Source organism: Streptomyces sp. NPDC005925, from assembly GCF_040638805.1.
Taxonomy (GTDB): Bacteria; Actinomycetota; Actinomycetes; order Streptomycetales; family Streptomycetaceae; genus Streptomyces.
In genome coordinates, this window is sequence record NZ_JBEXVL010000022.1 from 16,916 (window position 1) to 37,788 (window position 20,873).

General features: G+C 73.2%; 15 protein-coding genes. 4 read left to right on the forward strand and 11 right to left on the reverse strand.

Features of this window, described 5'->3' with window-relative positions:
• The first annotated feature begins 110 nt into the window (after positions 1-110).
• Positions 111-1,325, forward strand: a complete 1,215-nt coding sequence (locus tag ABZ354_RS21990) for a helix-turn-helix domain-containing protein (RefSeq protein WP_358659208.1) — start codon at positions 111-113, stop codon at positions 1,323-1,325.
• A 57-nt stretch (positions 1,326-1,382) separates the two neighbouring features.
• Here the strand turns inward: ABZ354_RS21990 and ABZ354_RS21995 are convergent, their stop codons facing one another.
• A complete protein-coding gene (locus ABZ354_RS21995) occupies positions 1,383-1,964 on the reverse strand; it encodes a TetR/AcrR family transcriptional regulator (RefSeq protein ID WP_358659210.1) in 582 nt (193 codons plus the stop codon).
• 95 nt (positions 1,965-2,059) lie between these two features.
• Between ABZ354_RS21995 and ABZ354_RS22000 the strand changes: the two genes are divergently transcribed.
• The gene (locus tag ABZ354_RS22000) at positions 2,060-3,565 is read left to right on the forward strand and encodes an MFS transporter (RefSeq protein WP_358659211.1); all 1,506 of its coding nucleotides are present in this window, start codon (positions 2,060-2,062) and stop codon (positions 3,563-3,565) included.
• A 91-nt stretch (positions 3,566-3,656) separates the two neighbouring features.
• Here ABZ354_RS22000 and serA read toward each other — a convergent pair whose 3' ends face one another.
• The 6 genes from serA to ABZ354_RS22030 all read right to left on the reverse strand — a co-directional run bounded on the left by serA (position 3,657) and on the right by ABZ354_RS22030 (position 13,605).
• Entirely contained in the window at positions 3,657-5,246 is a 1,590-nt protein-coding gene (serA, locus tag ABZ354_RS22005; protein WP_358659213.1) for a phosphoglycerate dehydrogenase, read from the reverse strand.
• 262 nt (positions 5,247-5,508) lie between these two features.
• Entirely contained in the window at positions 5,509-6,507 is a 999-nt protein-coding gene (gene ilvC, locus ABZ354_RS22010) for a ketol-acid reductoisomerase (RefSeq protein ID WP_358659215.1), read from the reverse strand.
• Positions 6,508-6,623: 116 nt separating this feature from the next.
• The gene (gene ilvN, locus ABZ354_RS22015; protein WP_358659217.1) at positions 6,624-7,151 is read right to left on the reverse strand and encodes an acetolactate synthase small subunit; all 528 of its coding nucleotides are present in this window, start codon (positions 7,149-7,151) and stop codon (positions 6,624-6,626) included.
• A 20-nt stretch (positions 7,152-7,171) separates the two neighbouring features.
• The gene (locus ABZ354_RS22020) at positions 7,172-9,028 is read right to left on the reverse strand and encodes an acetolactate synthase large subunit (protein ID WP_358659219.1); all 1,857 of its coding nucleotides are present in this window, start codon (positions 9,026-9,028) and stop codon (positions 7,172-7,174) included.
• A 237-nt stretch (positions 9,029-9,265) separates the two neighbouring features.
• The gene (locus ABZ354_RS22025; protein WP_358659314.1) at positions 9,266-12,202 is read right to left on the reverse strand and encodes an EAL domain-containing protein; all 2,937 of its coding nucleotides are present in this window, start codon (positions 12,200-12,202) and stop codon (positions 9,266-9,268) included.
• Between the two features lie 452 nt (positions 12,203-12,654).
• On the reverse strand, positions 12,655-13,605 hold the full coding sequence (locus ABZ354_RS22030; RefSeq protein ID WP_358659220.1) for a 2-hydroxyacid dehydrogenase: 951 nt from the start codon (positions 13,603-13,605) through the stop codon (positions 12,655-12,657).
• A gap of 76 nt (positions 13,606-13,681) precedes the next feature.
• Between ABZ354_RS22030 and ABZ354_RS22035 the strand changes: the two genes are divergently transcribed.
• Positions 13,682-14,680: an aldo/keto reductase gene (locus ABZ354_RS22035; protein WP_358659316.1), complete on the forward strand. Its 999-nt coding sequence runs from the start codon at positions 13,682-13,684 to the stop codon at positions 14,678-14,680.
• A gap of 67 nt (positions 14,681-14,747) precedes the next feature.
• Positions 14,748-15,956 (forward strand): PQQ-dependent sugar dehydrogenase, encoded by a 1,209-nt coding sequence (locus ABZ354_RS22040; RefSeq protein ID WP_358659222.1) that lies wholly within the window; start codon positions 14,748-14,750, stop codon positions 15,954-15,956.
• On the opposite strand, the gene ABZ354_RS22045 is transcribed toward ABZ354_RS22040, so the two are convergent.
• The 4 genes from ABZ354_RS22045 to ABZ354_RS22060 all read right to left on the reverse strand — a co-directional run bounded on the left by ABZ354_RS22045 (position 15,949) and on the right by ABZ354_RS22060 (position 20,801).
• Positions 15,949-19,008, reverse strand: coding sequence for an AAA family ATPase (locus ABZ354_RS22045; protein ID WP_358659224.1), 3,060 nt, complete (start codon positions 19,006-19,008; stop codon positions 15,949-15,951). The two genes, ABZ354_RS22040 and ABZ354_RS22045, sit on opposite strands and share 8 nt — an antisense overlap.
• Positions 19,009-19,130: 122 nt before the next feature.
• Complete coding sequence (locus ABZ354_RS22050) at positions 19,131-19,340, reverse strand: hypothetical protein (RefSeq protein WP_358659226.1); 210 nt, start codon at positions 19,338-19,340, stop codon at positions 19,131-19,133.
• 199 nt (positions 19,341-19,539) lie between these two features.
• Positions 19,540-20,151, reverse strand: coding sequence for a hypothetical protein (locus tag ABZ354_RS22055; RefSeq protein WP_358659228.1), 612 nt, complete (start codon positions 20,149-20,151; stop codon positions 19,540-19,542).
• Between the two features lie 35 nt (positions 20,152-20,186).
• Positions 20,187-20,801: a GNAT family protein gene (locus ABZ354_RS22060; protein WP_358659230.1), complete on the reverse strand. Its 615-nt coding sequence runs from the start codon at positions 20,799-20,801 to the stop codon at positions 20,187-20,189.
• Positions 20,802-20,873 lie beyond the last annotated feature (72 nt).

Below are 20,873 nucleotides of genomic sequence, written 5' to 3' on the forward strand. Positions count from 1 at the left end.
GGCACGGAGAACCACCGTGAAACCTAAGGATCCCTCCGATCGTGGGCCATCGACAGCTGTCACGCATCCGTCCCACAGATCTCAGACAGATGTCTGAATACCGGGGGGCGATGCGGCACAATGCCCGGGTGACGTCCGAACACAGGAGTGACTACCAGGAGCTGGTGGACGAGATCTCCGAGCTGCTCGGCGCCCCGGCGACGCTGGAGAACCGCGACTTCGAGCTCATCGCCTTCGGCACGTACGACGACGAGGGGGACCTCGATCCGTCCGCCCTGGACCCGGTCCGCACCCGCTCGATCCTGACCCGCCGCTCCACGGCCGCGGTCCGCGCCTGGTTCGAGGGCTTCGGCATCACGCGGGCGACGGGCCCGGTCCGCATCCCGCCGGGCACCGAAGCCGGCGTCTACCGGGGCCGCATCTGCCTGCCGGTACGCCACCGGGGCGTCGTCCTCGGCTACGTCTGGCTGCTGGACGGCGATCCCGGCCCCGGCGAGCCGCAGCTCACGGCGGCCATGCGGGTGGCGGCCCGGATCGGGGCACTGCTCGCGGACGAGGCCCAGCACGGCGCCGACCTGACCCGCGAACTGCGCGCGGTGCTGACCGCCGAGCGCGACTGGCAGCGCGACATGGCGGTCGCCGAGCTGCGCGCCGTGCTCGGCGCCCGCGCCGACGCCCTGCACACGGTGGTCTGCGTGGCCCCCTGGCCGTCGGCCGACCCCGACGACGCCCCCTCGGTCCGTACGGTCCAGGGCGCGACGGCGCTGTGCACGGTGCCGTGGGGCGCGACGGAGGTCTGCCTCGCGCTGCTGGTCCGGCTGCGCTCGGCGGACGTCACCGCCCCGGCGACCGCGGCGGCCGTACGGCTGCTGGAGCGGGCGCGCGCGGCCACCGGGACCGGGGGCGCCGCACGCGTCGCGGCCGCCGGCACCGGTGCGGCCCGCTCGGGGCTCGGGGACCTGAACGCGGCCTGGCGGGAGGCGTCGGCCGCGGCCCGCGCCGCGCTCGCCGAACCCCGGCTCGGCCCGGTCGCCGACTGGGCGTCGATCGGCCCGTTCCGCCTGCTCACGGCCCTTCCCCGGGGCTCCGCCCAGGACCCCTCGGTGCGCCCGCTCCTCGCCCCCGCCCACCGCGAGCTGGCCCGCACCGCCGAGGTCTACCTCGACCGGGCGGGCCAGGCCGGGCGCACCGCCGCCGAACTGGGCATCCACCGGCAGACCCTGTACTACCGCCTGTCCCGCGTCGAGAAGCTCACGGGCCTGGACCTGGACGACGGCGAGGACCGCCTGCTGCTGCACATGGCGCTGAAGTCGCGGCGGCTGTGAGGACGACGGCGCGGGCGGGCTCCGGCCGCCGGCGCGCCGCCCGGAGCGGGACGACCTTCAGCCCCGGCCCGCCGCCTCGATCACGCGGCGCAGGCCCTCGGTGAGCTGCGGCCCGCCGGGCGCGCTGTCCGGGTCGAAGGTCCACTGCGCGATGAGCCCGGTCATCAGGGTCACGTAGAACATGCCGAGGGTGTCCGCGCTCTCGTCGGACACGTCCTCCTCGCGCCCGCCCATGAGCAGGGGGACCAGCCCGCGCCCGGCCTCCCGCTGCGCCACGGCCAGATGGGCGCGCACCTCGGGCAGCCGGTCGCCGACGGCGAGGACTTCCATGCTCAGGCGCCAGACCGAGCCGGGCCCCTGCATGGTGGCGACGATGTTCGACCACACCTGCTCGAACCTCTCCAGCGACCCGGGCTCGGTGCCCTCCACGTTCCCGCCGCCCTCGAACGCGTCGCCCACCTCCGCGATCAGCGCCACATAGGCCTGCGCGAGCAGCGCGTCCTTGGACCCGTAGTGGTATCCGATGGACGCCAGGTTGGTGCCCGACTCCTTGACGACGTCGCGGGCGGTCGTGCCCAGGAAGCCCTTGGCCAGCAGGCAGCGCTTCGCGCCCTCGAGCAGATCCTCACGGTGTCCCATGAGGTCACCCTACCCAGGCTTGTACAGGCGTCCCAGACAAGCGACTTACACAACTGTCCTAGACATGCGTTTTATACGCGCGTACATTCGCGGTCATGACGAACTCGACGACACACCCGCCGGGCCCCACCGCCCGCGCGGGCCGCCGCGAATGGACGGCTCTGGCCGTGCTGATGCTGCCGCTGCTGCTGGTCTCCATGGACGTCTCCGTCCTCTACTTCGCGATCCCGGCGATCAGCGCCGACCTGGCCCCGACCGGCACCCAGCAACTGTGGATCTTCGACGTCTACGGCTTCGTCCTGGCCGGTCTGCTGATGACGATGGGCTCGCTCGGCGACCGCTTCGGCCGCCGCCGGCTGCTGCTGACCGGCGCCGCCGCCTTCGGCGCGGCCTCCGTCCTCGCGGCGTACGCGCAGAGCGCCGAGACACTGATCGCGGCCCGCGCCGTACTGGGCCTCGGCGGCGCGACCCTGATGCCGACGACGATGGCGCTGGTCCGCACCATGTTCACCGACCCCGCGCAGCGCGCGAAGGCCATCGGCCTGTGGTCCGGGGTGATGACGGCGGGCATCGCGCTCGGCTCGGTGATGAGCGGCGTCCTCGTCGAGCGCTTCTGGTGGGGCTCGGTGTTCCTGGTCAACCTGCCCGCGATGATGCTGCTCCTGCTGCTCGGGCCGGTGTTGCTGCCGGAGTCCCGCGACCCCGCGCCGGGCCGCTTCGACGTGCTCAGCGTGCCCCTCTCGCTGGCCGCCGTCCTGCCCGTCGTCTACGGCCTCAAGGAGATCCCGTCCGAGGGCTGGAACGTGCGGTACGTGCTGGCCGTGACCCTCGGCCTGCTGTTCGCCGCGCTGTTCGTGCACCGGCAGCGCACGGCCGCGCACCCGCTGATCCCGCCGGACCTGTTCCGCGCCCCCGGCTTCACCCCGGCGGTCGTCCTCAACACGGTCGCCGCGTTCGGGATGATGGGCTCGGCGTACTTCACGACCCAGTACATCCAGTCGGTGCTGGGCAAGGGCCCGCTGGAGGCCGCGCTGTGGAGTCTGCTGCCGTCGGTGTTCATCGGCTTCGCCGGCCCGTTCACGGCATGGCTCGTGCAGCGGGGCGCGGCCCGGGCCCATGTCGTCGCGGGCGGCTTCGCGACCACGGCGAGCGGCTACGCCCTGCTGTCGCTGACCGGCACGGACTCCCTGTGGCTGCTGCTGACCGCGTGCGGCGTGCTGGCCTCCGGGGTCGTGGCCGTCATGTCGCAGCTGGCCGACCTGGCCCTGAGCGCGGCCCCGGTGGAGAAGGCGGGCGCGGCCTCGTCACTGCTGGAGACCGGCACGGAGTTCGGCGGCGCGCTGAGCATGGCGTTCCTCGGTTCCGTCGGTACGGCCGTCTACCGCCACGAGATGCCGGCGGCAGCACCGCGGACGGCCCGCGAGACGCTGGGCGGCGCACTGGCCACGGCCGGCGACCTGCCGGGGCGCGCGGGAGACGCCCTGGCGACGGCGGCCCGGGAGGCGTTCACCTCCGGCATGCACGCGGCGGCCGTCGCGGGGGTGGTGGTACTGGTGGGCGCGGCGTCGCTGGGGGCGAACGCACTGCGCCGGACGGGCTGAGACCAGGGATCCCAGCCCGTCCGGCATGCGAGGACGAGACCGCCGGCGAGCGGTCCCCGGGGGGCCGGGGCGCCCCGGGGACCGCGCTGTCTCAGACCAGGTTGACCGAGCGGGCCGACCTCGCGCCGATCTCCGCCGCGACCTCGGCCAGCACCGGCGCGTCCACCGTGTCGTCCACCGTCAGCACCGCCAGCGCCTCGCCGCCCACCGCGGCGCGGGCGACCTGCATGCCGGCGATGTTGATGCCCGACTCGCCGAGGATGCGGCCGACCGTGCCGACGACACCGGGACGGTCCTCGTACCGCAGGACCACCATGTGGTCGGCGAGCGCGAGGTCGACGTCGTACTCCCCGATGGCGACGACCTTCTGCAGGTTCTTCGGGCCGGACAGCGTGCCGGAGACCGACACCTCCTCGCCGTCCGCGAGGGTGCCGCGCACGGTGACGACGTTGCGGTGCTCCGGGGACTCCGAGCTGGTCGTCAGCCGCACCTCGACGCCCCGCTCCTGAGCGAACAGCGGGGCGTTGACGTACGACACCGTCTCGGCGACGACGTCCTCGAAGACACCCTTGAGGGCGGACAGCTCCAGCACCTTCACATCGTGCTGGGTGATCTCGCCGTACACCTCGACGTCGAGGCGGACCGCGACCTCGCCGGCGAGCGCGGTGAAGATGCGGCCGAGGCGCTCGGCGAGCGGCAGGCCCGGCTTGACGTCCTCGGCGATGACGCCGCCCTGGACGTTCACCGCGTCCGGGACCAGCTCACCGGCGAGCGCGAGGCGCACCGACCTGGCGACGGCGATGCCGGCCTTCTCCTGCGCCTCGTCGGTGGAGGCGCCGAGGTGCGGGGTGGCGACGACCTGGTCGAACTCGAACAGCGGCGAGTCCGTGCACGGCTCCTTGGCGTAGACGTCGAGACCGGCGCCGGCGACGCGGCCCTCCTTGAGCGCCGAGTACAGCGCCTCCTCGTCGACGATGCCGCCGCGGGCGGCGTTCACGATGCGGACGCTCGGCTTGACCTTGCGCAGCGCCTCGTCGCCGATCAGGCCGAGGGTCTCGGGAGTCTTGGGCAGGTGGACGGTGATGAAGTCGGAGACCTCGAGCAGCTCGTCGAGGGAGACCACCTTGACGCCCATCTGCGCGGCCCGCGCGGGCTGCACGTAGGGGTCGTAGGCGACGACCTTCATGCCGAAGGCGGACATGCGCTGCGCGACGAGCGCGCCGATGCGGCCCAGGCCGACGACGCCGAGCGTCTTCTCCGCCAGCTCCACGCCCGTGTACTTGCTGCGCTTCCACTCGCCGTTCTTCAGCGCGGCATTGGCCTGCGGGATGTTGCGGGCGGTGGCGACGAGCAGGCCGCAGGCCAGCTCGGCCGCGGTGACGATGTTGGAGGTGGGGGCGTTGACGACCATCACACCGGCCTTGGTGGCGGCGGAGACGTCGACGTTGTCGAGGCCGACGCCGGCCCGTGCGACGACCTTCAGCTTGCGCGCCGCGGTGATCGCCTCGGCGTCGACCTTGGTGGCCGAGCGGACCAGGATCGCGTCCACGTCGGCGATGGCCGGGAGCAGCTCGCCCCGGTCGGCGCCGTTGCAGTGGCGGATCTCGAAGTCCGGCCCGAGCGCGTCCACGGTGGCGGGCGACAGCTCTTCGGCGATGAGTACGACGGGTTTCGAGCTCACGTGTGTCCTCACAAGTCCAGTGCGGACGGCCGTCCCGACGGCCGCAGGCGGTGAAGAAGTGCTAGCCGCGTGGAAGACGCACGACGCTGTGGGCCTAACGCGTATGGAGCAGCAGTGTAGTGGCGCCGAGGGCGTCCCACGCCGCTTCGGAAGATCACCCGCCCATGCTCCGGGCGGGTGGGACAACGCCTTTTCGCCGACGTTACCCGAGGTTCGCCGTGCGGGCCGGAACGCTCGGTTCCGGCCCGCACGGGCAGGCGGCCTACGCCTCCTCGTCGACCCAGCTCATGAGCTTGCGCAGCTCCTTGCCGGTGGTCTCCAGCAGGTGCTCGGAGTCCTGCGTCTTGTACTCGTTGTACTTCTTCAGACCGCCGTGGTACTCGTCCATCCAGGCCTGGGCGAACGTGCCGTCCTGGATCTCGGCGAGGACCTTCTTCATCTCGGCCTTGGTGGCGTCCGTGATGATGCGCGGGCCGGTGACGTAGTCGCCCCACTCGGCGGTCTCGGAGATCGACCAGCGCATCTTCTCCAGGCCGCCCTCGTACATGAGGTCCACGATCAGCTTCAGCTCGTGCAGGCACTCGAAGTAGGCGATCTCCGGCTGGTAGCCCGCCTCGGTCAGCGTCTCGAAGCCCGCCTTGACCAGCGCGGCGGTGCCGCCGCACAGCACGGCCTGCTCACCGAAGAGGTCGGTCTCGGTCTCCTCGGTGAAGGTCGTCTTGATGACGCCGGCGCGGGTGCCGCCGATGCCCTTCGCGTACGACAGGGCCAGCGCGAAGGCGCTGCCCGTGGAGTCCTGCTCGACGGCGGCGATGCAGGGCACGCCGCGGCCCTCCTCGTACTGGCGGCGGACCAGGTGGCCCGGGCCCTTCGGGGCGACCATGCAGACGTCCACGCCGGCCGGGGGCTTGATGAAGCCGAAGCGGATGTTCAGGCCGTGGCCGAAGAACAGGGCGTCGCCGTCGGACAGGTTCGGGGCGATGTGCTCCTCGTAGACCTGGGCCTGGATGGGGTCCGGGACGAGGATCATGATGACGTCGGCCTCGGCGGCGGCCTCGGACGGGCTCACCACGCGCAGCCCCTGCTCCTCGGCCTTCGCCTTCGACTTGGAGCCCTCGTGCAGACCGACGCGCACGTCGACGCCCGAGTCACGGAGCGACAGCGCGTGGGCGTGGCCCTGACTGCCGTAACCGATGACCGCGACCTTGCGGCCCTGGATGATGGACAGGTCGGCGTCGGCGTCGTAGAACAGCTCGGCCACTGTGGGTTCTCTCCTTGTGTGCAGGTGTTGCGGCCCACCGTATGACGGTGGGGGGAGGGGAGGTTTCGGAGTCTCGGAATACGGGCGGGCGTGTCGCCGGCCGCCCGTATCCTTCGTTATGCCGACCGGTCGAGAGCGCGCAGCGAGCGGTCCGTGATCGAACGGGCACCGCGGCCGATCGCGATCGTGCCGGACTGGACCAGTTCCTTGATGCCGTACGGCTCCAGCATCTTGAGCATGGCCTCCAGCTTGTCGCTGGATCCGGTGGCCTCGATGGTCACGGCCTCCGGGGAGACGTCCACGGTCTTGGCGCGGAACAGCTGGACGATCTCCACGATCTGGGAGCGCGTCTCGTTGTCGGCGCGCACCTTCACCAGCACGAGTTCGCGCTGCACGGCGTGGGCCGGCTCGAGTTCCACGATCTTCAGGACGTTGACGAGCTTGTTGAGCTGCTTGGTGACCTGTTCGAGCGGCAGGGCCTCGATCACGTTCACCACGATGGTGATGCGGGAGATGTCGGCGTGCTCGGTGACACCCACCGCGAGGGAGTCGATGTTGAAGCCGCGCCGGGAGAACAGGGCGGCGATGCGGGCGAGGATGCCCGGAGTGTTCTCCACCAGGACGGAGAGCGTGTGCTTGGACATGTTCGTGTGCTCTTCCTCGCTCAGTCGTCTTCGTTGTCGCCGAAGTCGGGGCGGACGTCCCGGGCGGCCATGATCTCGTCGTTGGAGGTGCCGGCGGCGACCATCGGCCACACCATCGCGTCCTCGTGGACGATGAAGTCGACGACGACCGGGCGGTCGTTGATCGCGTTCGCCTCCTCGATGACCTTGTCGAGGTCGGCCGGGTCCTCACAGCGGATCGCGTGGCAGCCCATGGCCTCCGACAGCTTCACGAAGTCCGGCACGCGGGTGCCGGAACCCGTCTGCCGGCCGTCCGCGCCGGGGCCGGAGTGCAGCACCGTGTTGGAGTAGCGCTGGTTGTAGAACAGGGTCTGCCACTGTCTGACCATCCCGAGGGCGCCGTTGTTGATGACGGCGACCTTGATCGGGATGTTGTTCAGGGCGCAGGTGGTGAGTTCCTGGTTGGTCATCTGGAAGCAGCCGTCGCCGTCGATCGCCCAGACGGCCCTGTCGGGTGCGCCGGCCTTGGCGCCCATCGCGGCGGGGACGGCGTAGCCCATGGTTCCGGCGCCACCGGAGTTGAGCCAGGTGGCGGGCCGGTCGTACTGGATGAAGTGCGCGGCCCACATCTGGTGCTGGCCGACACCCGCGGCGAAGATCGTGCCCTCCGGGGCGAGTCGGCCGATCCGCTCGATGACCTGCTGCGGGGACAGGGAGCCGTCCTCGGGCTGGTCGTAGCCGAGGGGGTAGGTCTCGCGCCAGCGGTTGAGGTCGTTCCACCAGGCGGTGTAGTCGCCCCGGTGGCCCTCGTTGTGCTCCTTCTGCACCGCCTGCACGAGGTCGGCGATGACCTCGCGGGCGTCCCCGACGATCGGCACGTCGGCGGCGCGGTTCTTGCCGATCTCGGCGGGGTCGATGTCGGCGTGGACGATCCGGGCGTGCGGGGCGAAACTGTCGAGCTTGCCGGTGACGCGGTCGTCGAAGCGGGCTCCGAGGGCGACGATCAGGTCGGCCTTCTGCAGCGCGGTGACGGCGGTGACCGCACCGTGCATGCCCGGCATTCCCACGTGCTGCGGGTGGCTGTCGGGGAACGCGCCCAGCGCCATCAGGGTGGTGGTGACCGGCGCTCCGGTGAGTTCGGCGAGGACCTTCAGCTCGGCGGTGGCGCCGGCCTTGAGGACACCGCCACCGACGTAGAGGACGGGGCGCCGGGCCGCGGTGATCAGCTTGGCCGCCTCGCGGATCTGCTTGGCGTGCGGCTTGGTGACGGGCCGGTAGCCGGGCAGGTCCATGGTGGGCGGCCAGGAGAAGGTGGTCTTCGCCTGGAGGGCGTCCTTGGCGATGTCGACCAGGACCGGGCCGGGCCGGCCGGTGGAGGCGATGTGGAAGGCCTGCGCGATGACCCGCGGGATGTCCTCGGCCCTGGTGACCAGGAAGTTGTGCTTGGTGATCGGCATGGTGATGCCGACGATGTCCGCCTCCTGGAAGGCGTCGGTACCGATGGCCTTGGAGGCGACCTGACCGGTGATCGCGACCAGCGGCACGGAGTCCATGTGGGCGTCGGCGATGGGCGTGACCAGGTTGGTGGCGCCCGGCCCCGAGGTCGCCATGCAGACGCCGACCCGGCCGGTGGCCTGCGCGTAGCCGGTGGCGGCGTGGCCGGCGCCCTGCTCGTGCCGGACCAGGACGTGGCGGACCCGGGAGGAGTCCATCAGCGGGTCGTACGCCGGGAGGATGGCACCGCCGGGAATGCCGAACACGGTGTCGGCGCCGACCTCCTCGAGAGAGCGGACGAGGGACTGCGCGCCCGTGACGTACTCGGGGGCGGAGTGCTGTCCTGAGGATCGGGGCCGCGGCTGCGGGTGATGGGCCCCGGTGGCCTGCTCGGTCATCGGCATTCTCTTCTCGATGCTGAGGGTTTTTGCGAAGTTCGGGCGGTGTAGGCGTGCGGTGCGGCAGGTGCCTGTGCAACAAAAAACCCCTCGTGCCGTAAGGCAAGCGAGGGGAGCGCGCCGGGTGGAGGTCGCTGGGAGTTCCGGGTGTGTCCGAACGTCACCAGCTCAGCCGACGCGCTTTCCAAGTACGAGAATTCGGGTGCGCATGGCACAGACCCTCCCCCCGGCGCGCACCCACTGTCAAGTGGGTGGGACGGGCGTCTCATCATGTGAGCGCAACGTCGTGCCGCCTCGGAGAACGGTCGTCACCCCGTTCGTGTACGCGGCCGTGGCGCCGCCCGCGTACGCCGGTTCAGCGGGTCCGTGCGGCACCGGGTAGTGGCCCGTGGCGAGGGCCCGGCGCAGCCGGTATTCGTCCAGCGGTCCGGAGAAGGCCATGCCCTGCCCGTGGGTGCAGCCCATCGCGCGCAGGGCGACGACCTGCTCGGGCACGTCCACCCCGTCGGCCACGGACTGCAGTCCGAGGTCCGTGGCGATGCGCAGCAGCCCGCTGGTGATCTTGTGCAGCCGGGCGGACTCCACGACGCCCTCGACCAGGGTGCGGTCGAGTTTCAACAGGTCGACGGGGAGTCTCCGGAGGGCCGTGATCGTGCCGTAACCGCTGCCGAAGCCGTCGAGCGCGATCCGGACGCCGACGCGTTTGAGGGTGTTCAGGCGGCGCTCCAGCTCGTCCAGGCCGACGCGCGGGTCGGCGTCGGCGACTTCGACGACCAGTGAGCCGGGCGACAGGCCGTACCGGGTGAGGAGCGCCTCGATGGAGCCGAGCGGCAGGGAGCGGTCCAGCAGCAGGCGGGCGCCGATCCGGACGGCCACGGGGACGGACCGGCCCGTCCCGGCGCGCTCGGCGGCCTGCTCGACGGCCTCCTCCAGCATCCGGCGGCCCAGTGCGGCGGTCTTGTCGCTGTCCTCGGCGACCCGCAGGAACTCGGCCGGCGTGAACAGCACGCCCTGGGAGGAGCGCCAGCGGGCCTGGGCGCACACGGAGGTGATCCGGCCGTCCTGGAGGGACACCACCGGCTGGTGCAGCAGGGCGAGCTCACCGTCGTGCAGCGCGGCGCGCAGGCGCGTGGCCAGCTCCGCCTTGCGGACGACGTCCTGCTGCATCTGCGGTTTGTACAGCTCGACGCGGCCCTTGCCGCCCGCCTTGGCGCGGTACATGGCGAGGTCGGCGTTGCGGAGCAGCTCGCCCGCGCCTGTGCCCGGCTCCGCGAGGGCGACGCCGATGGAGGCGTTGACGCAGACGTCGTTGCCGTCGATGACGTACGGCTGGGACAGCGTCAGCCGGAGGCGGTCGGCGAGCTCCAGCAGGTGCCGTTCCCGGTCGTCCCGCTCGCTCGCTCCGTCGCCGACGATCAGTGCGGCGAACTCGTCGCCGCCGAGCCGGGAGGCGGTGTCGCCCTGCCGGACGGCCTCCTGGAGCCTGCGGGCGGCCTGGACGAGGAGCTCGTCGCCGGCCTGGTGGCCGATGGTGTCGTTGACGGCCTTGAAGCCGTCCAGGTCGATGAAGAGGACGGCCGTGCCGCGCAGGGCGGCGCCCCGGTCGGTGGTCCGGCGGCCGGTCAGCGCCTGCTGGACCCGCTTGGTGAACAGTGTGCGGTTGGGCAGGTCGGTCAGCGGGTCGTGCTCGGCGTTGTGCTGCAACTGCGCCTGCAGCCGCACGCGTTCGGTGACGTCGCGGCTGTTGAAGATCAGGCCGCCGTGGTGGCGGTTGACGGTCGACTCGACGTTCAGCCAGCCGCCGTCGCCGGACCGGAAGCGGCACTCGATGCGTGTGGTGGGTTCGTCCGCCGGGCCGGCGGCGAGGAATCTGCGCACCTCGTGCACGACGCGGCCCAGGTCCTCCGGGTGGATGAGGCTCGACAGCTCCAGGCCGACCAGTTCCTCCGCGGGCCGCCCGTAGACCCCGGCGGCGGCCGGGGAGACGTACCGCAGGACGCCGCTGGGGGCGGCGATCATGATGACGTCGCTGGAGCCCTGCACCAGGGAGCGGAAGTGGTTCTCCTTGTGCGCCAGTTCCTGGGTGAGGGTGATGTTGTCGAGCAGCATGATCCCCTGCCGCACGACGAGTGCGAGGACCACGGTGCCACAGGTGATGAGCACGACGCGGTCGACGCTGCGGCCGTTGAGGACGTTGTAGAGGATGCCCAGGGTGCAGACGGCCGCCGCGAGGTAGGGCGTGAGGGCCGCCAGGGAACCGGCGATGGGCCGGGTGGCGGCGTAGGGCGTGGGGTCGGGGCCGGGCTGCGGGTAACGCGCGGCGGCGGGACGGCCGGGCAGGTGCTCGTGCACCACGCGGGTGTGCCCGTCGGCGTGCGGGGCCCGGTCGGCCGGGGGCGCGGCCCACGGGGCGTACGCGAGGAGCACGGAGCCGGCGAACCAGCCCGCGTCGAGCAACTGGCCCGAGTGGTAGCAGTCCTGCAGCAGCGGCGTGGTGAACAGGGCGTCGCTCAGCACGGTCAGGCCGAGGCCGCCGATCGCCGTGTTGAGCACCGCGCGGTTCACCCAGGAGCGCCGGAAGTGCAGCGCGAGCACCAGGCTGACCAGCGCGATGTCCAGCAGCGGGTACGTCAGCGACAGCGCGATGTGCGCGACGCCGGGGCCCCCGGACTTGGCCGCCTGGGCGAGCGCGAGACTCCACGCCAGCGTCAACAGCGAGCCGCCGATCAGCCAGGCGTCGAGGGCGAGACAGACCCAGCCCGCCTTGGTCACCGGCCGTTTGGCGAGCACCAGCAGTCCGACGATCGCGGGCGGCGCGAAGCACATGAAGAACATGTCGGCGTACGAGTGGCTGGGCACGGCGACGCCGAGAACGACCTCGTACCACCCCCAGACCAGGTTGCCCAGGGACGCCATCGCCGAGGAGAGGCCGAACAGCAGCCAGGCCGTGCGGTACCTGACCCCTGTGCCGCGGGCGAAGACCAGGCAGGAGACGGCGGCAGCCGCGGCGGCGAGACTCAGCCCGAAGTCGCCCATGAACAGCGCGAGTCGGCGGGAGCCCCAGCCCAGCGCGGCGCCCAGGGCGTAGGCCCCGCAGACCAGGGCGAGAGCGAGGCGGTGGACCAGCCGGCCCTGGGCGGCGCCCGAGGGGCGGGACGGCGCGGCGGGCGGGGGGCTCAGCGCGCTGTCGAGGATGGGCGCGGAGTACGGCTGCCGGCTCACGGGTACCTCCCGGTCCGCATCGGCCCCGGGTCTCGTCGGGCGGGGCGCGCCGGTGGGGCATGCCTTCTGCGGCTGTCGTGCCCGCGGCACCGGCTGTGACCGTCGGGAGGGCTGTGAGGGCCGTCCTGTGGGGCGGGACGCCCGCGCCTGCTTGCCGCTGTCCGCCACGGTCGCCGTCGGCGGCCCCCTCGCATCGGATCGCTCGTCCCTCGGCCGTGCATCGCCCGTCGCCCCCCTCACCGTCCAGAATGTCCGTCCCCGGCGCCGAGTGGTGCGCGGCGCAACCCCTGTCGGGACGATACACCAGTATCGTCACTCAGGGACATAAGTTCTCTACTCTCCGTGACGACCAGCGGGTATGCGCATAACTCACCGCCTTCACAGGATCGCGGACAGTACTCGAACCGGGCCTACGCGCCTGCCGTGCCCGTCGTCAGAACCACGTTCCGCAGGGGCTCCAGGTTCACGAACCGGGTCAACTGGTCCACCAGCAGACGCCTGGCGCGCGGCAGGAACGCGGACGAGGGCCCGCCCGCGTGCGGGCTGATCAGCACACCGGGCGACTGCCACAGCGGGTGGTCTCGGGGCAGCGGTTCGGGGTCCGTGACGTCGAGGGCGGCGGTGATCCGGCCGCTCTCCACCTCCGCGAGCAGGGCCTTGGTGTCCACGACGGGGCCGCGCGCGACGTTCACGAGGAGCGCGCCGTCCTTCATGCGCGCGAGGAAGCCGGCCCCTGCGAGGCCCCTGGTGTCCTGCGTGAGAGGCGTGGTGAGGACGACGACGTCGGCCTCCGGGAGCAGGGCGGGCAGGTCGGTGAGCCCGTGCACCGGGCCGCGCGGCGTGGCGCGTGCGGAGCGCGCGACCCGCGACACGCGGGCCACTTCGAACGGTACGAGCCGGTCCTCGATCGCCGCGCCGATCGACCCGTACCCGACGATCAGGACGGTCCGGTCGGCCAGCGCGGGCCGGAACCCCTCGAGCCACTCGCCGCGGTCCTGCGCACGCACGTAGTCGGGGATGCCGCGCAGCGACGCCAGGATGAGAGCGAGGGCGAGCTCGGAGGTGCTCGCTTCGTGCACCCCGCGCGCGTTGCACAGCCGCACTCCCGGCCGCAGGTGCCGCAGGCCCGGCTCGACGTGGTCGATGCCGGCCGTGAGCGTCTGGACGACCTCGACGGAGCGCATCGCGGTCAGGGGGCGCTGCCCGAGGCCCGGCGGCTTCATGTACGGCACGACGTAGAAGGCGCAGTCGGCGGGGTCGGCCGGGTACGCGTCGGCGCCGTCCCAGAAGCGGTAGGCGGGCCCCTCGGGAAGGCCCTCGATCTCATCCGGCGGAAGGGGAAGCCACACGTCAGCAGTCATGTCCGGAGGCTATGTCAGGAGCCGGGACGCGCAGAGGTTAGGTTGGGGGCGCCAGGAGAGGGAGGGTCACGAGCAGGTGGAGCGCAGGACGATCGGCGCGGCGGCGCTCGCGGTGGGCGCCGTGGGACTCGGGTGCATGCCGATGAGCTGGGCGTACAGCCGCTCGCGGCAGCGGGGCGACGAGTCGCTCAGGGCGGTGCACCGGGCGCTGGACCTGGGTTCGACACTGCTCGACACGGCGGACATGTACGGCCCGTTCACCAACGAGCTGCTGCTGGGGCGGGTGCTGCGGGAGCGGCGGGCGGACGTCTTCGTGTCGACGAAGGTGGGGCTGCTGGCCGGCGACCAGCACATCGTGGCCAACGGCCGCCCGGGCTATGTGCGGCGGGCGTGCGACGCGTCGCTGCGGCGGCTGCAGACGGACGTGATCGACCTCTACCAGTTGCACCGGGCCGACCCGGAGGTGCCCGTCGAGGAGACCTGGGGCGCCATGGCGGAGCTCGTACGGGCCGGGAAGGTACGGGCGTTGGGGCTGTGCGCGGTGGGTGCGCGGTCGGCGCGGCGGCCGGGGGCCCGGCTCCACGACGGCACGCTGCGGCAGCTGGAGCGGGTGCAGCAGGTGTTCCCGGTGAGCGCGGTGCAGGCCGAGCTGTCGGTGTGGTCACCGGAGGCGCTTGGGACGCTGCTGCCGTGGTGCGAGGCGCGCGGGGTCGGCTTCCTCGCCGCGATGCCGCTGGGCAACGGCTTCCTGACCGGCACGCTGACGCCCGGCGAGGGCTTCGAGCCGGACGACCCGCGGGCCCGGCACCCGCGCTTCACGGCCGAGATGATGGCCGCGAACCAGCCGATCGTGGCGGGGCTGCGCCGCGTCGCGGCCCGGCACGGCGACGACGTGACCCCGGCGCAGGTGGCGCTGGCGTGGGCCCTGGCGCAGGGCCCGCACGTGGTGCCGGTGCCGGGCACCAAGCAGGAACGTTGGGTCACGCAGAACGCGCGAGCCGCGGCCCTGCGGCTGACCGCCCGGGACCTGGCGGAGGTGGCGGGGCTGCCGCGGGCGCAGGGGTCCTGGGACTAGCGGGACCCCCGGGCCCGGTGAGGGCCGAGGAGCCCGGGATCGGGAACCTCGGGGGCCCGGGCGGTGTATGACAGGACAGAGCTCACCGCGTTCTCACCGCGTCGAAGGGACCCTGATCGTGCAACGTCGAGCCGCGACGGCCGCGCTGGCCGCCGCTCTCCTGCTGACGGCCGGCTGCTCCTCCGGCGACGGAGGACCACCCGGCGGCGACAGGAGCGGCGCTCCGTCGACGACGGCCCCGTCGTCCTCGCCCACGCCGGCCGGTGAACAGCCCCCGCCCGCGAAGGGCACGGTGAAGGTGGTCCGCACCGTCGCCACCGGCCTGAAGAGCCCCTGGGGCCTCGCACCCGTCCCCGGTGGCGGCCTGCTGGTGTCGTCCCGGGACGACGCGACGATCACGCGGATCGACGAGAAGACGGGCAGGAAGACCGAGCTGGGCGAAGTACCGGGCGTCGCCCCGGAGGGCGAGGGCGGCCTGCTCGGCATCGCCCTCTCCCCCGGCTTCGCCGCCGACCACATGATCTACGCGTACTTCACCTCCGCCTCCGACAACCGCATCGTGCGCGTGCTGTACGACGCGAAGAAGCCCGCCGGTGAGCAACTGGGCGCCCCCGACACGGTGTTCCGGGGCATCCCGAAGGGCTTCGTCCACAACGGCGGCCGGATCGCCTTCGGCCCGGACCGGATGCTGTACGCCGGCACGGGCGAGAGCGGCGACACGGGCCTGTCCCAGGACAAGGACTCCCTGGGCGGCAAGATCCTGCGGCTGACGCCGGAGGGCGAGCCCGCCCCGGGCAACCCGTTCCCGGACTCGCCCGTGTACTCCTACGGGCACCGCAATGTGCAGGGGCTCGCCTGGGACGCCAGGCAGCGGCTGTTCGCGGCCGAGTTCGGCCAGGACACCTGGGACGAGCTGAACGCGATCAGGCCCGGCGACAACTACGGCTGGCCGGAGGCGGAGGGCCGCTCGGACGACTCCGGTCTCCACGACCCGCTCGCCCAGTGGGGCACCGACGAGGCCTCCCCCAGCGGCATCGCCCTCGTCGGGGGGTCGGTGTGGATGGCGGGTCTGCGGGGCGAGCGGCTGTGGCGCGTACCGCTGAAGGGCACCGAGGCCGCGGCCGACCCGCAGGCCTTCCTGAAGGGCAGGTACGGCCGGCTGCGCACGGTGGTGGCGGCGGGGTCCGACCGGCTGTGGCTGACCACCAGCAACACGGACGGGCGGGGCGACGCCAAGGACGGCGACGACCGGATTCTGGAGCTGCGGGTCAGCTAGACACCGCCGCTTCGGGGAACAGGTCCTCGCGGTGGGCCAGCGCCGCCGCTTCTCCGCGTCCGGTGACGCCCAGCTTGGCCAGGATGTTCGACACGTGGACGCTGGCGGTCTTCGGGGAGATGAAGAGTTCCTCCGCTATCTGGCGGTTGGTGCGGCCGAGGGCGACCAGGCGCAGGACGTCCCGTTCCCGGCCGGTCAGGCCGAGGGCCTCGGCGGGGTCGGCCGGGGCGGCCCGTCCGGTGTGACCCAGGGTGAGCCGGGCGCGCCGGGCGAGCCGGGTCGTGGCGTCGGCGAGCGGGCGGGCGCCCAGGTGGGCGGCGACGGCGTGGGAGAGGCGGAGCAGTTCGGTGGCGCGGGCGCGCTCGTCGTCCCCGCCGGTGCTCAGCACGGACGCGGCGAGCCGGTACCGGACGCGGGCGAGGTCGTAGGGCCGGCCCAGGGGTTCGAAAGCGGCGACCGCCTCGGACCAGTGCCGGGGGGTGTCGCGGTCCTCGGCGCGGAGCAATTCGGCACGCACCCACGTCTCGTGGGCGAGCCAGAGCGGGACGCCCGTGGTGAGGTTCCTGACGGTGCGGAACAGCCGGTCGAGGTGTGCGGAGCGGCCCGGCCCGGCCGCCGTCTGTCCGCGTGCGTCGGCCTCGGCGGTGGCGGCGGCCAGCAGCAGGGGCCAGGCGTGGCGCTGGGTGCCGGGCGGGAAACCGGCGTCCAGGGCGCGGCCCGCCTCGGCGCGGGCGTCCGCGAAGCGGCCCTCGGCGGCGGCGATGCCGAGGCGGACGCGGGCCTGCGGGATGCTGTGCTGCGGCATCGGGTCGTGGGTGCCGTACGCGGCGCGGGCGGCGGCGAGCAGCCGGGTGGCCTCGGCGGTCTCACCGCGGGCGAGGGCGATGCCGGCGTGCTGGAGGAAGCCGCCGCCGCGGGGCTCGGCCGCCCGGCCGGTGTTCTGGGCGCGGGTGGCGGCGTCGACTGCCTCGTCCCAGTGGCCGAGGGAGAACAGCGACTCGGCGAGGTTCATCCACACCCAGGTCTCGGACTCCCGCAGGCCCAGGCGGTGGGTGAGCCGGGTGGCCTCGCGCAGGAGGGCGGCGGCCTCGGCGGAGCGGCCGACGCCTTCGAGGGCGGAGGGCAGGCCGATGTGGCTGCGGCCGACGACCGCGGGCAGGTTCCGGGCGAGGGCCAGGTCACGGACCTGGTACATCTCGGCGAGCCCGGCCTCGGTGTCGCCGGCGTCGACCAGGAGGCCGCCGAGGGTGAGCCGCGCGTTGAGCTCGATGCCGGCGGCGCCGACCATGCGGGCGTACTCGACGGCGCGTTCGGCGGCGGTGACGGCCTCGGGGCCGGGGTCGCGGAGCATGGCCCAGCCCGCCGCCACGGCGAGCACCTCGGCGTGCACCTCGGAGGGCGGCAGGCCGCGCACCAGGTCCTGGGCCGTGCCGATCTCCTGCCGGCCGTCGCCGCGGGCCAGGGCCTGCTCGAGACGGGAGCGCTGGATCCAGAACCAGGCGGCGCGCAGCGGGTCGGGGTCGTCGGCGAGGAGGCGCAGCGCCCGCTTGGTGGTCTTCAGGGCGATGTCGCGTTCCCCGCACAGCCGTCCGGCGACGGCGGCCTCGGCCATCAGGTCGAGGCGGCGCAGGGGCGGTGCGGTGTCCGGTTCCCGGTCGCCGGGGGCGCCCGCGCTCCTGCCGGGCATCGCGGGAGGGTAGGCCTCGGTGTGGTCGACGGGGCGCAGGGTGGCGCGTACGTCGTCGGGTACGGCGTCCCAGAGGTCCATCGCGCGTTCCAGCAGCCGCAGTTGTTCCGCGTACGCGTGCCTGCGGCGGGCCTCCACCGAGGCGTCGAGGACGGCGGGGAGGGCCTTGGCGGCGTCGTGCGCGTGGTACCAGTGACTCGCCAGGCGCATCACGCGCTGGTCGGCGGGGACGAGCGTCGGGTCGGCCTCCAGGGCCTCGGCGTAGCGGCGGTTGAGGCGGGAGCGCTCGCCGGGCAGGAGGTCGTCGCGGACGGCCTCGCGGACCAGGGAGTGCCGGAAGCGGTAGCCGTCGACGGCGGGCGCGGCGGACAGCAGGCCGGCGTCGACCCCGGAGCGCAGCGCCTCGATGAGGTCGTCCTCAGCGAGCCGGGTGACGGCGGCGAGCAGCGCGTACTCGACGGTGGAGCCGCCCTCGGCGACGGTCCGGGCGACGGTCCGCGCGCGTTCGGGCAGCGCCTCCACGCGGACGAGGAGCAGGTCGCGCAGGGAGTCGGGGAGGCCGGTGCGGCGGCCCTCGCGGGCGGCGACGGTGAGTTCCTCGACGAAGAAGGCGTTGCCGTCGGAGCGTGCGAAGATCTCGTCGGCCTGGTCCGGGTCGGGGTCGCGGTCGAGGATTCCGGCGATCTGACGGCCGGCTTCGGCGCGGTCGAAGCGGGCGAGTTCGACGCGGCGTACGGTGCGCAGCCGGTCCAGTTCGGCGAGGAGGGGCCTGAGGGGGTGGCGGCGGTGGATGTCGTCGGCGCGGTACGTGGCGAGGACGACGAGGCGGCCGGTGCGCAGGGTGCGGAAGAGGTAGGCGAGCAGATGCCGGGTGGAGGCGTCGGCCCAGTGCAGGTCCTCCAGGACGACGACGACCGTGCGGTCGGCGGCGAGGTGCTCCAGGAGACGGGCGGTCAGGCCGAAGAGGCGGGCGGTGCCGTCCTCGTCGTGGCGGCCCGCCGCGGCCGTGCCGAGTTCGGGAAGCAGCCGGGCGAGTCCGTCCTCCTGGCCGGCCGCGGCGGCGGCCACCTGGCCGGGCAGGGCACGGAGCAGGGCGCGCAGGGCGGTGGAGAACGGGGCGAAGGGCAGCCCGTCGGCGCCGGCCCCGACGCAGCCGCCCACGGCGACGACGGCGCCGCGCCGGGCGGCGGCTGCGGTGAACTCCTCGACCAGGCGGGTCTTGCCGACGCCTGCCTCTCCGCCGATCAGGAGGGCCTGCGGCTCGCCCCCTTCGGCGCGGGCGAGCGCGTCACGCAGGGTGTCCAGCTCGGCTGCGCGGCCGACGAACACGGGACTGACGGACCTGGTCTCCACGGACTCGAGCATCGCACGGGGCTCTGACAGCGGGGCAGCAGTTTTCGCGGCGGCGCTGCCCTTCGCGGGAACGGCGAGGACACCCGTCCGCAGGGGGGCGCCCTCCGGCGGGCGGGTGGCCCCCCGTCCCGTGTTCACGCCGCCGAGCCGGGTCGGTACCGGTTCCGGCACCGGCGGAACCGGTGGCGGCCGTGTTCCTCCGGTCCGGCGGGGCCGGGCGGCTGCCCTGCCGCGCGGCGGGCGGCGCGGCGGGCCCGCAGGGCTGCGGTGACGCGCCGCTGGTGTTCGGCGCGGCACATCAGATCGGCGAGGCGGTAGCGGTGCTGGATCTCGTACGCGTACACGGCGGGTCCCCGGGTGAGAGGTAGCCCTCCCGGCCGGTGCCGGGCGGCACCTTCACCTTCGCCGTACGGCCCGCACCGCCGCATCGGGCGACTTCCGCATCTTCCGGGGTCACCGTGACCTCAGAAATCGGGTGAGGGACCTCAGCGGCTCCCTGAGGTGCTGGTGGAGCCGCTGAGGTCCCTCGGAACGTGCGCGGTGTCAGCTCGCCGACGGCAGTCCGAGCAGGACGCCGGTGTACTTGAGGACGGCCAGCAGCAGGCCGATGCCGCCGAGCGCGACGCCACCCCAGGCGACCGACTTGATCCAGCCGGCCTGGGGCCTGCCGGGCGCGCCGAACGCGGGCCGGGCGAGCACCGCGGCCCCGGTGAGCGCCGCGAGCAGGGCGAACAGTCCGCTCCACAGGGCGGTGGCCTGCCAGGCGTCGCCGTACATGGCCTGGATCTGCTTGGCCACGCCCGCCGACTGCGACGTCTCCAGCTGGCCGAGGAGGTTCTCGCGCGCGGCGGCCACGGTGCCGACCCAGCTTCCGGTGAGCGAGACGACGCCCAGCGCGGCGGAGACGACGGCTCCGGCGCCCTGCCCGACACCGGTGGGCCCGGCCACCGCGTCCTTCGCCTCGGCCTCGGCCTCAGCTTCGGCCCCGGTCTCGGTCTCGGCCTCGGCTTCCTCGGACTCGGTGACGTCCACCGCCTCCTCGTCGGTCACGGCCCCGGGGGCCGGGTCGGGCTGGTCGGCCTGCGCGGCCCCGTCGGCCCGGGGGGCTTCGTCGGCCTCGGTGGCCTGGGTTCCGTCCACTGTCTTCGTTGCCATGTCCCGCACCGTACGGACGGAGTCTGAGAGTCGCCTTAATGATCGTCGTGGGTACCGTCGTGGATGCCCTCGGGCGTGGTACGCGCGCGTGCCTCCCGCCATTCGGGGGCGAGCACGGACCACACCTCCAGGTCGTGCCGTACGTCGTGGTGGAGGTGGGCGCCGCGGCGGACACCGTCCCGGGTCATACCGAGTCGCCGGGCGACGTTGAGGCTGGCCTCGTTGCCGGCGGCGGCCACCCATTCCACGCGGTGGATGCCGCGGCTCTCGATCGCCCAGTCGATGAGCACGCGCGCCGCGCGCGTGACGAGGCCGCGCCCGGTGGCGGCGGGCTCCAGCCAGCAGCCCGCCTCGCAGGTGCCGTTCGCGGCGTCGAAGTTCAGCAGCAGCACTCCCCCGACGAGCCGGCCGTCCAGCCACAGGCCGTGCAGGGACCCGGTGTCGGCGGCGCGCCGGTCGGCGTACCGCTGGAGTACGTCCCGGGCGCCGTCGAGGTCCATGGCCGTGGCCCCGAAGGGGATGAACCGGTTGATGAACTCCCGGCCCCGGTTCAGGTGGGCGAGGAACTCCTCGCCGTGCCACGGCTCCAGGGGCCGTAGTTCCACGCGTTTGCCGTCGTCACCCGGTGCTCCCAGTGGTATCGCGTACATCCCGCTGCCGATCCTCCCGCGCCAGGACGTCCGCCACCTCGGCGTCCGTCGGGCCGCCAGCCTCTCACGGGC

What these genes read in the sequence shown, in the direction of transcription:
- ABZ354_RS22040 (WP_358659222.1), top strand. Translation starts at nt 14,748, where the DNA reads ATGACAGGACAGAGCTCACCGCGTTCTCACCGCGTCGAAGGGACCCTG.
- ilvN (WP_358659217.1), bottom strand. Translation starts at nt 7,151, where the DNA reads ATGTCCAAGCACACGCTCTCCGTCCTGGTGGAGAACACTCCGGGCATC.
- ABZ354_RS21990 (WP_358659208.1), top strand. Translation starts at nt 111, where the DNA reads ATGCGGCACAATGCCCGGGTGACGTCCGAACACAGGAGTGACTACCAG.
- ABZ354_RS22045 (WP_358659224.1), bottom strand. Translation starts at nt 19,008, where the DNA reads ATGCTCGAGTCCGTGGAGACCAGGTCCGTCAGTCCCGTGTTCGTCGGC.
- ABZ354_RS22020 (WP_358659219.1), bottom strand. Translation starts at nt 9,028, where the DNA reads ATGCCGATGACCGAGCAGGCCACCGGGGCCCATCACCCGCAGCCGCGG.
- ABZ354_RS22000 (WP_358659211.1), top strand. Translation starts at nt 2,060, where the DNA reads ATGACGAACTCGACGACACACCCGCCGGGCCCCACCGCCCGCGCGGGC.
- ABZ354_RS22030 (WP_358659220.1), bottom strand. Translation starts at nt 13,605, where the DNA reads ATGACTGCTGACGTGTGGCTTCCCCTTCCGCCGGATGAGATCGAGGGC.
- ABZ354_RS21995 (WP_358659210.1), bottom strand. Translation starts at nt 1,964, where the DNA reads ATGGGACACCGTGAGGATCTGCTCGAGGGCGCGAAGCGCTGCCTGCTG.
- ABZ354_RS22060 (WP_358659230.1), bottom strand. Translation starts at nt 20,801, where the DNA reads ATGTACGCGATACCACTGGGAGCACCGGGTGACGACGGCAAACGCGTG.
- ABZ354_RS22055 (WP_358659228.1), bottom strand. Translation starts at nt 20,151, where the DNA reads ATGGCAACGAAGACAGTGGACGGAACCCAGGCCACCGAGGCCGACGAA.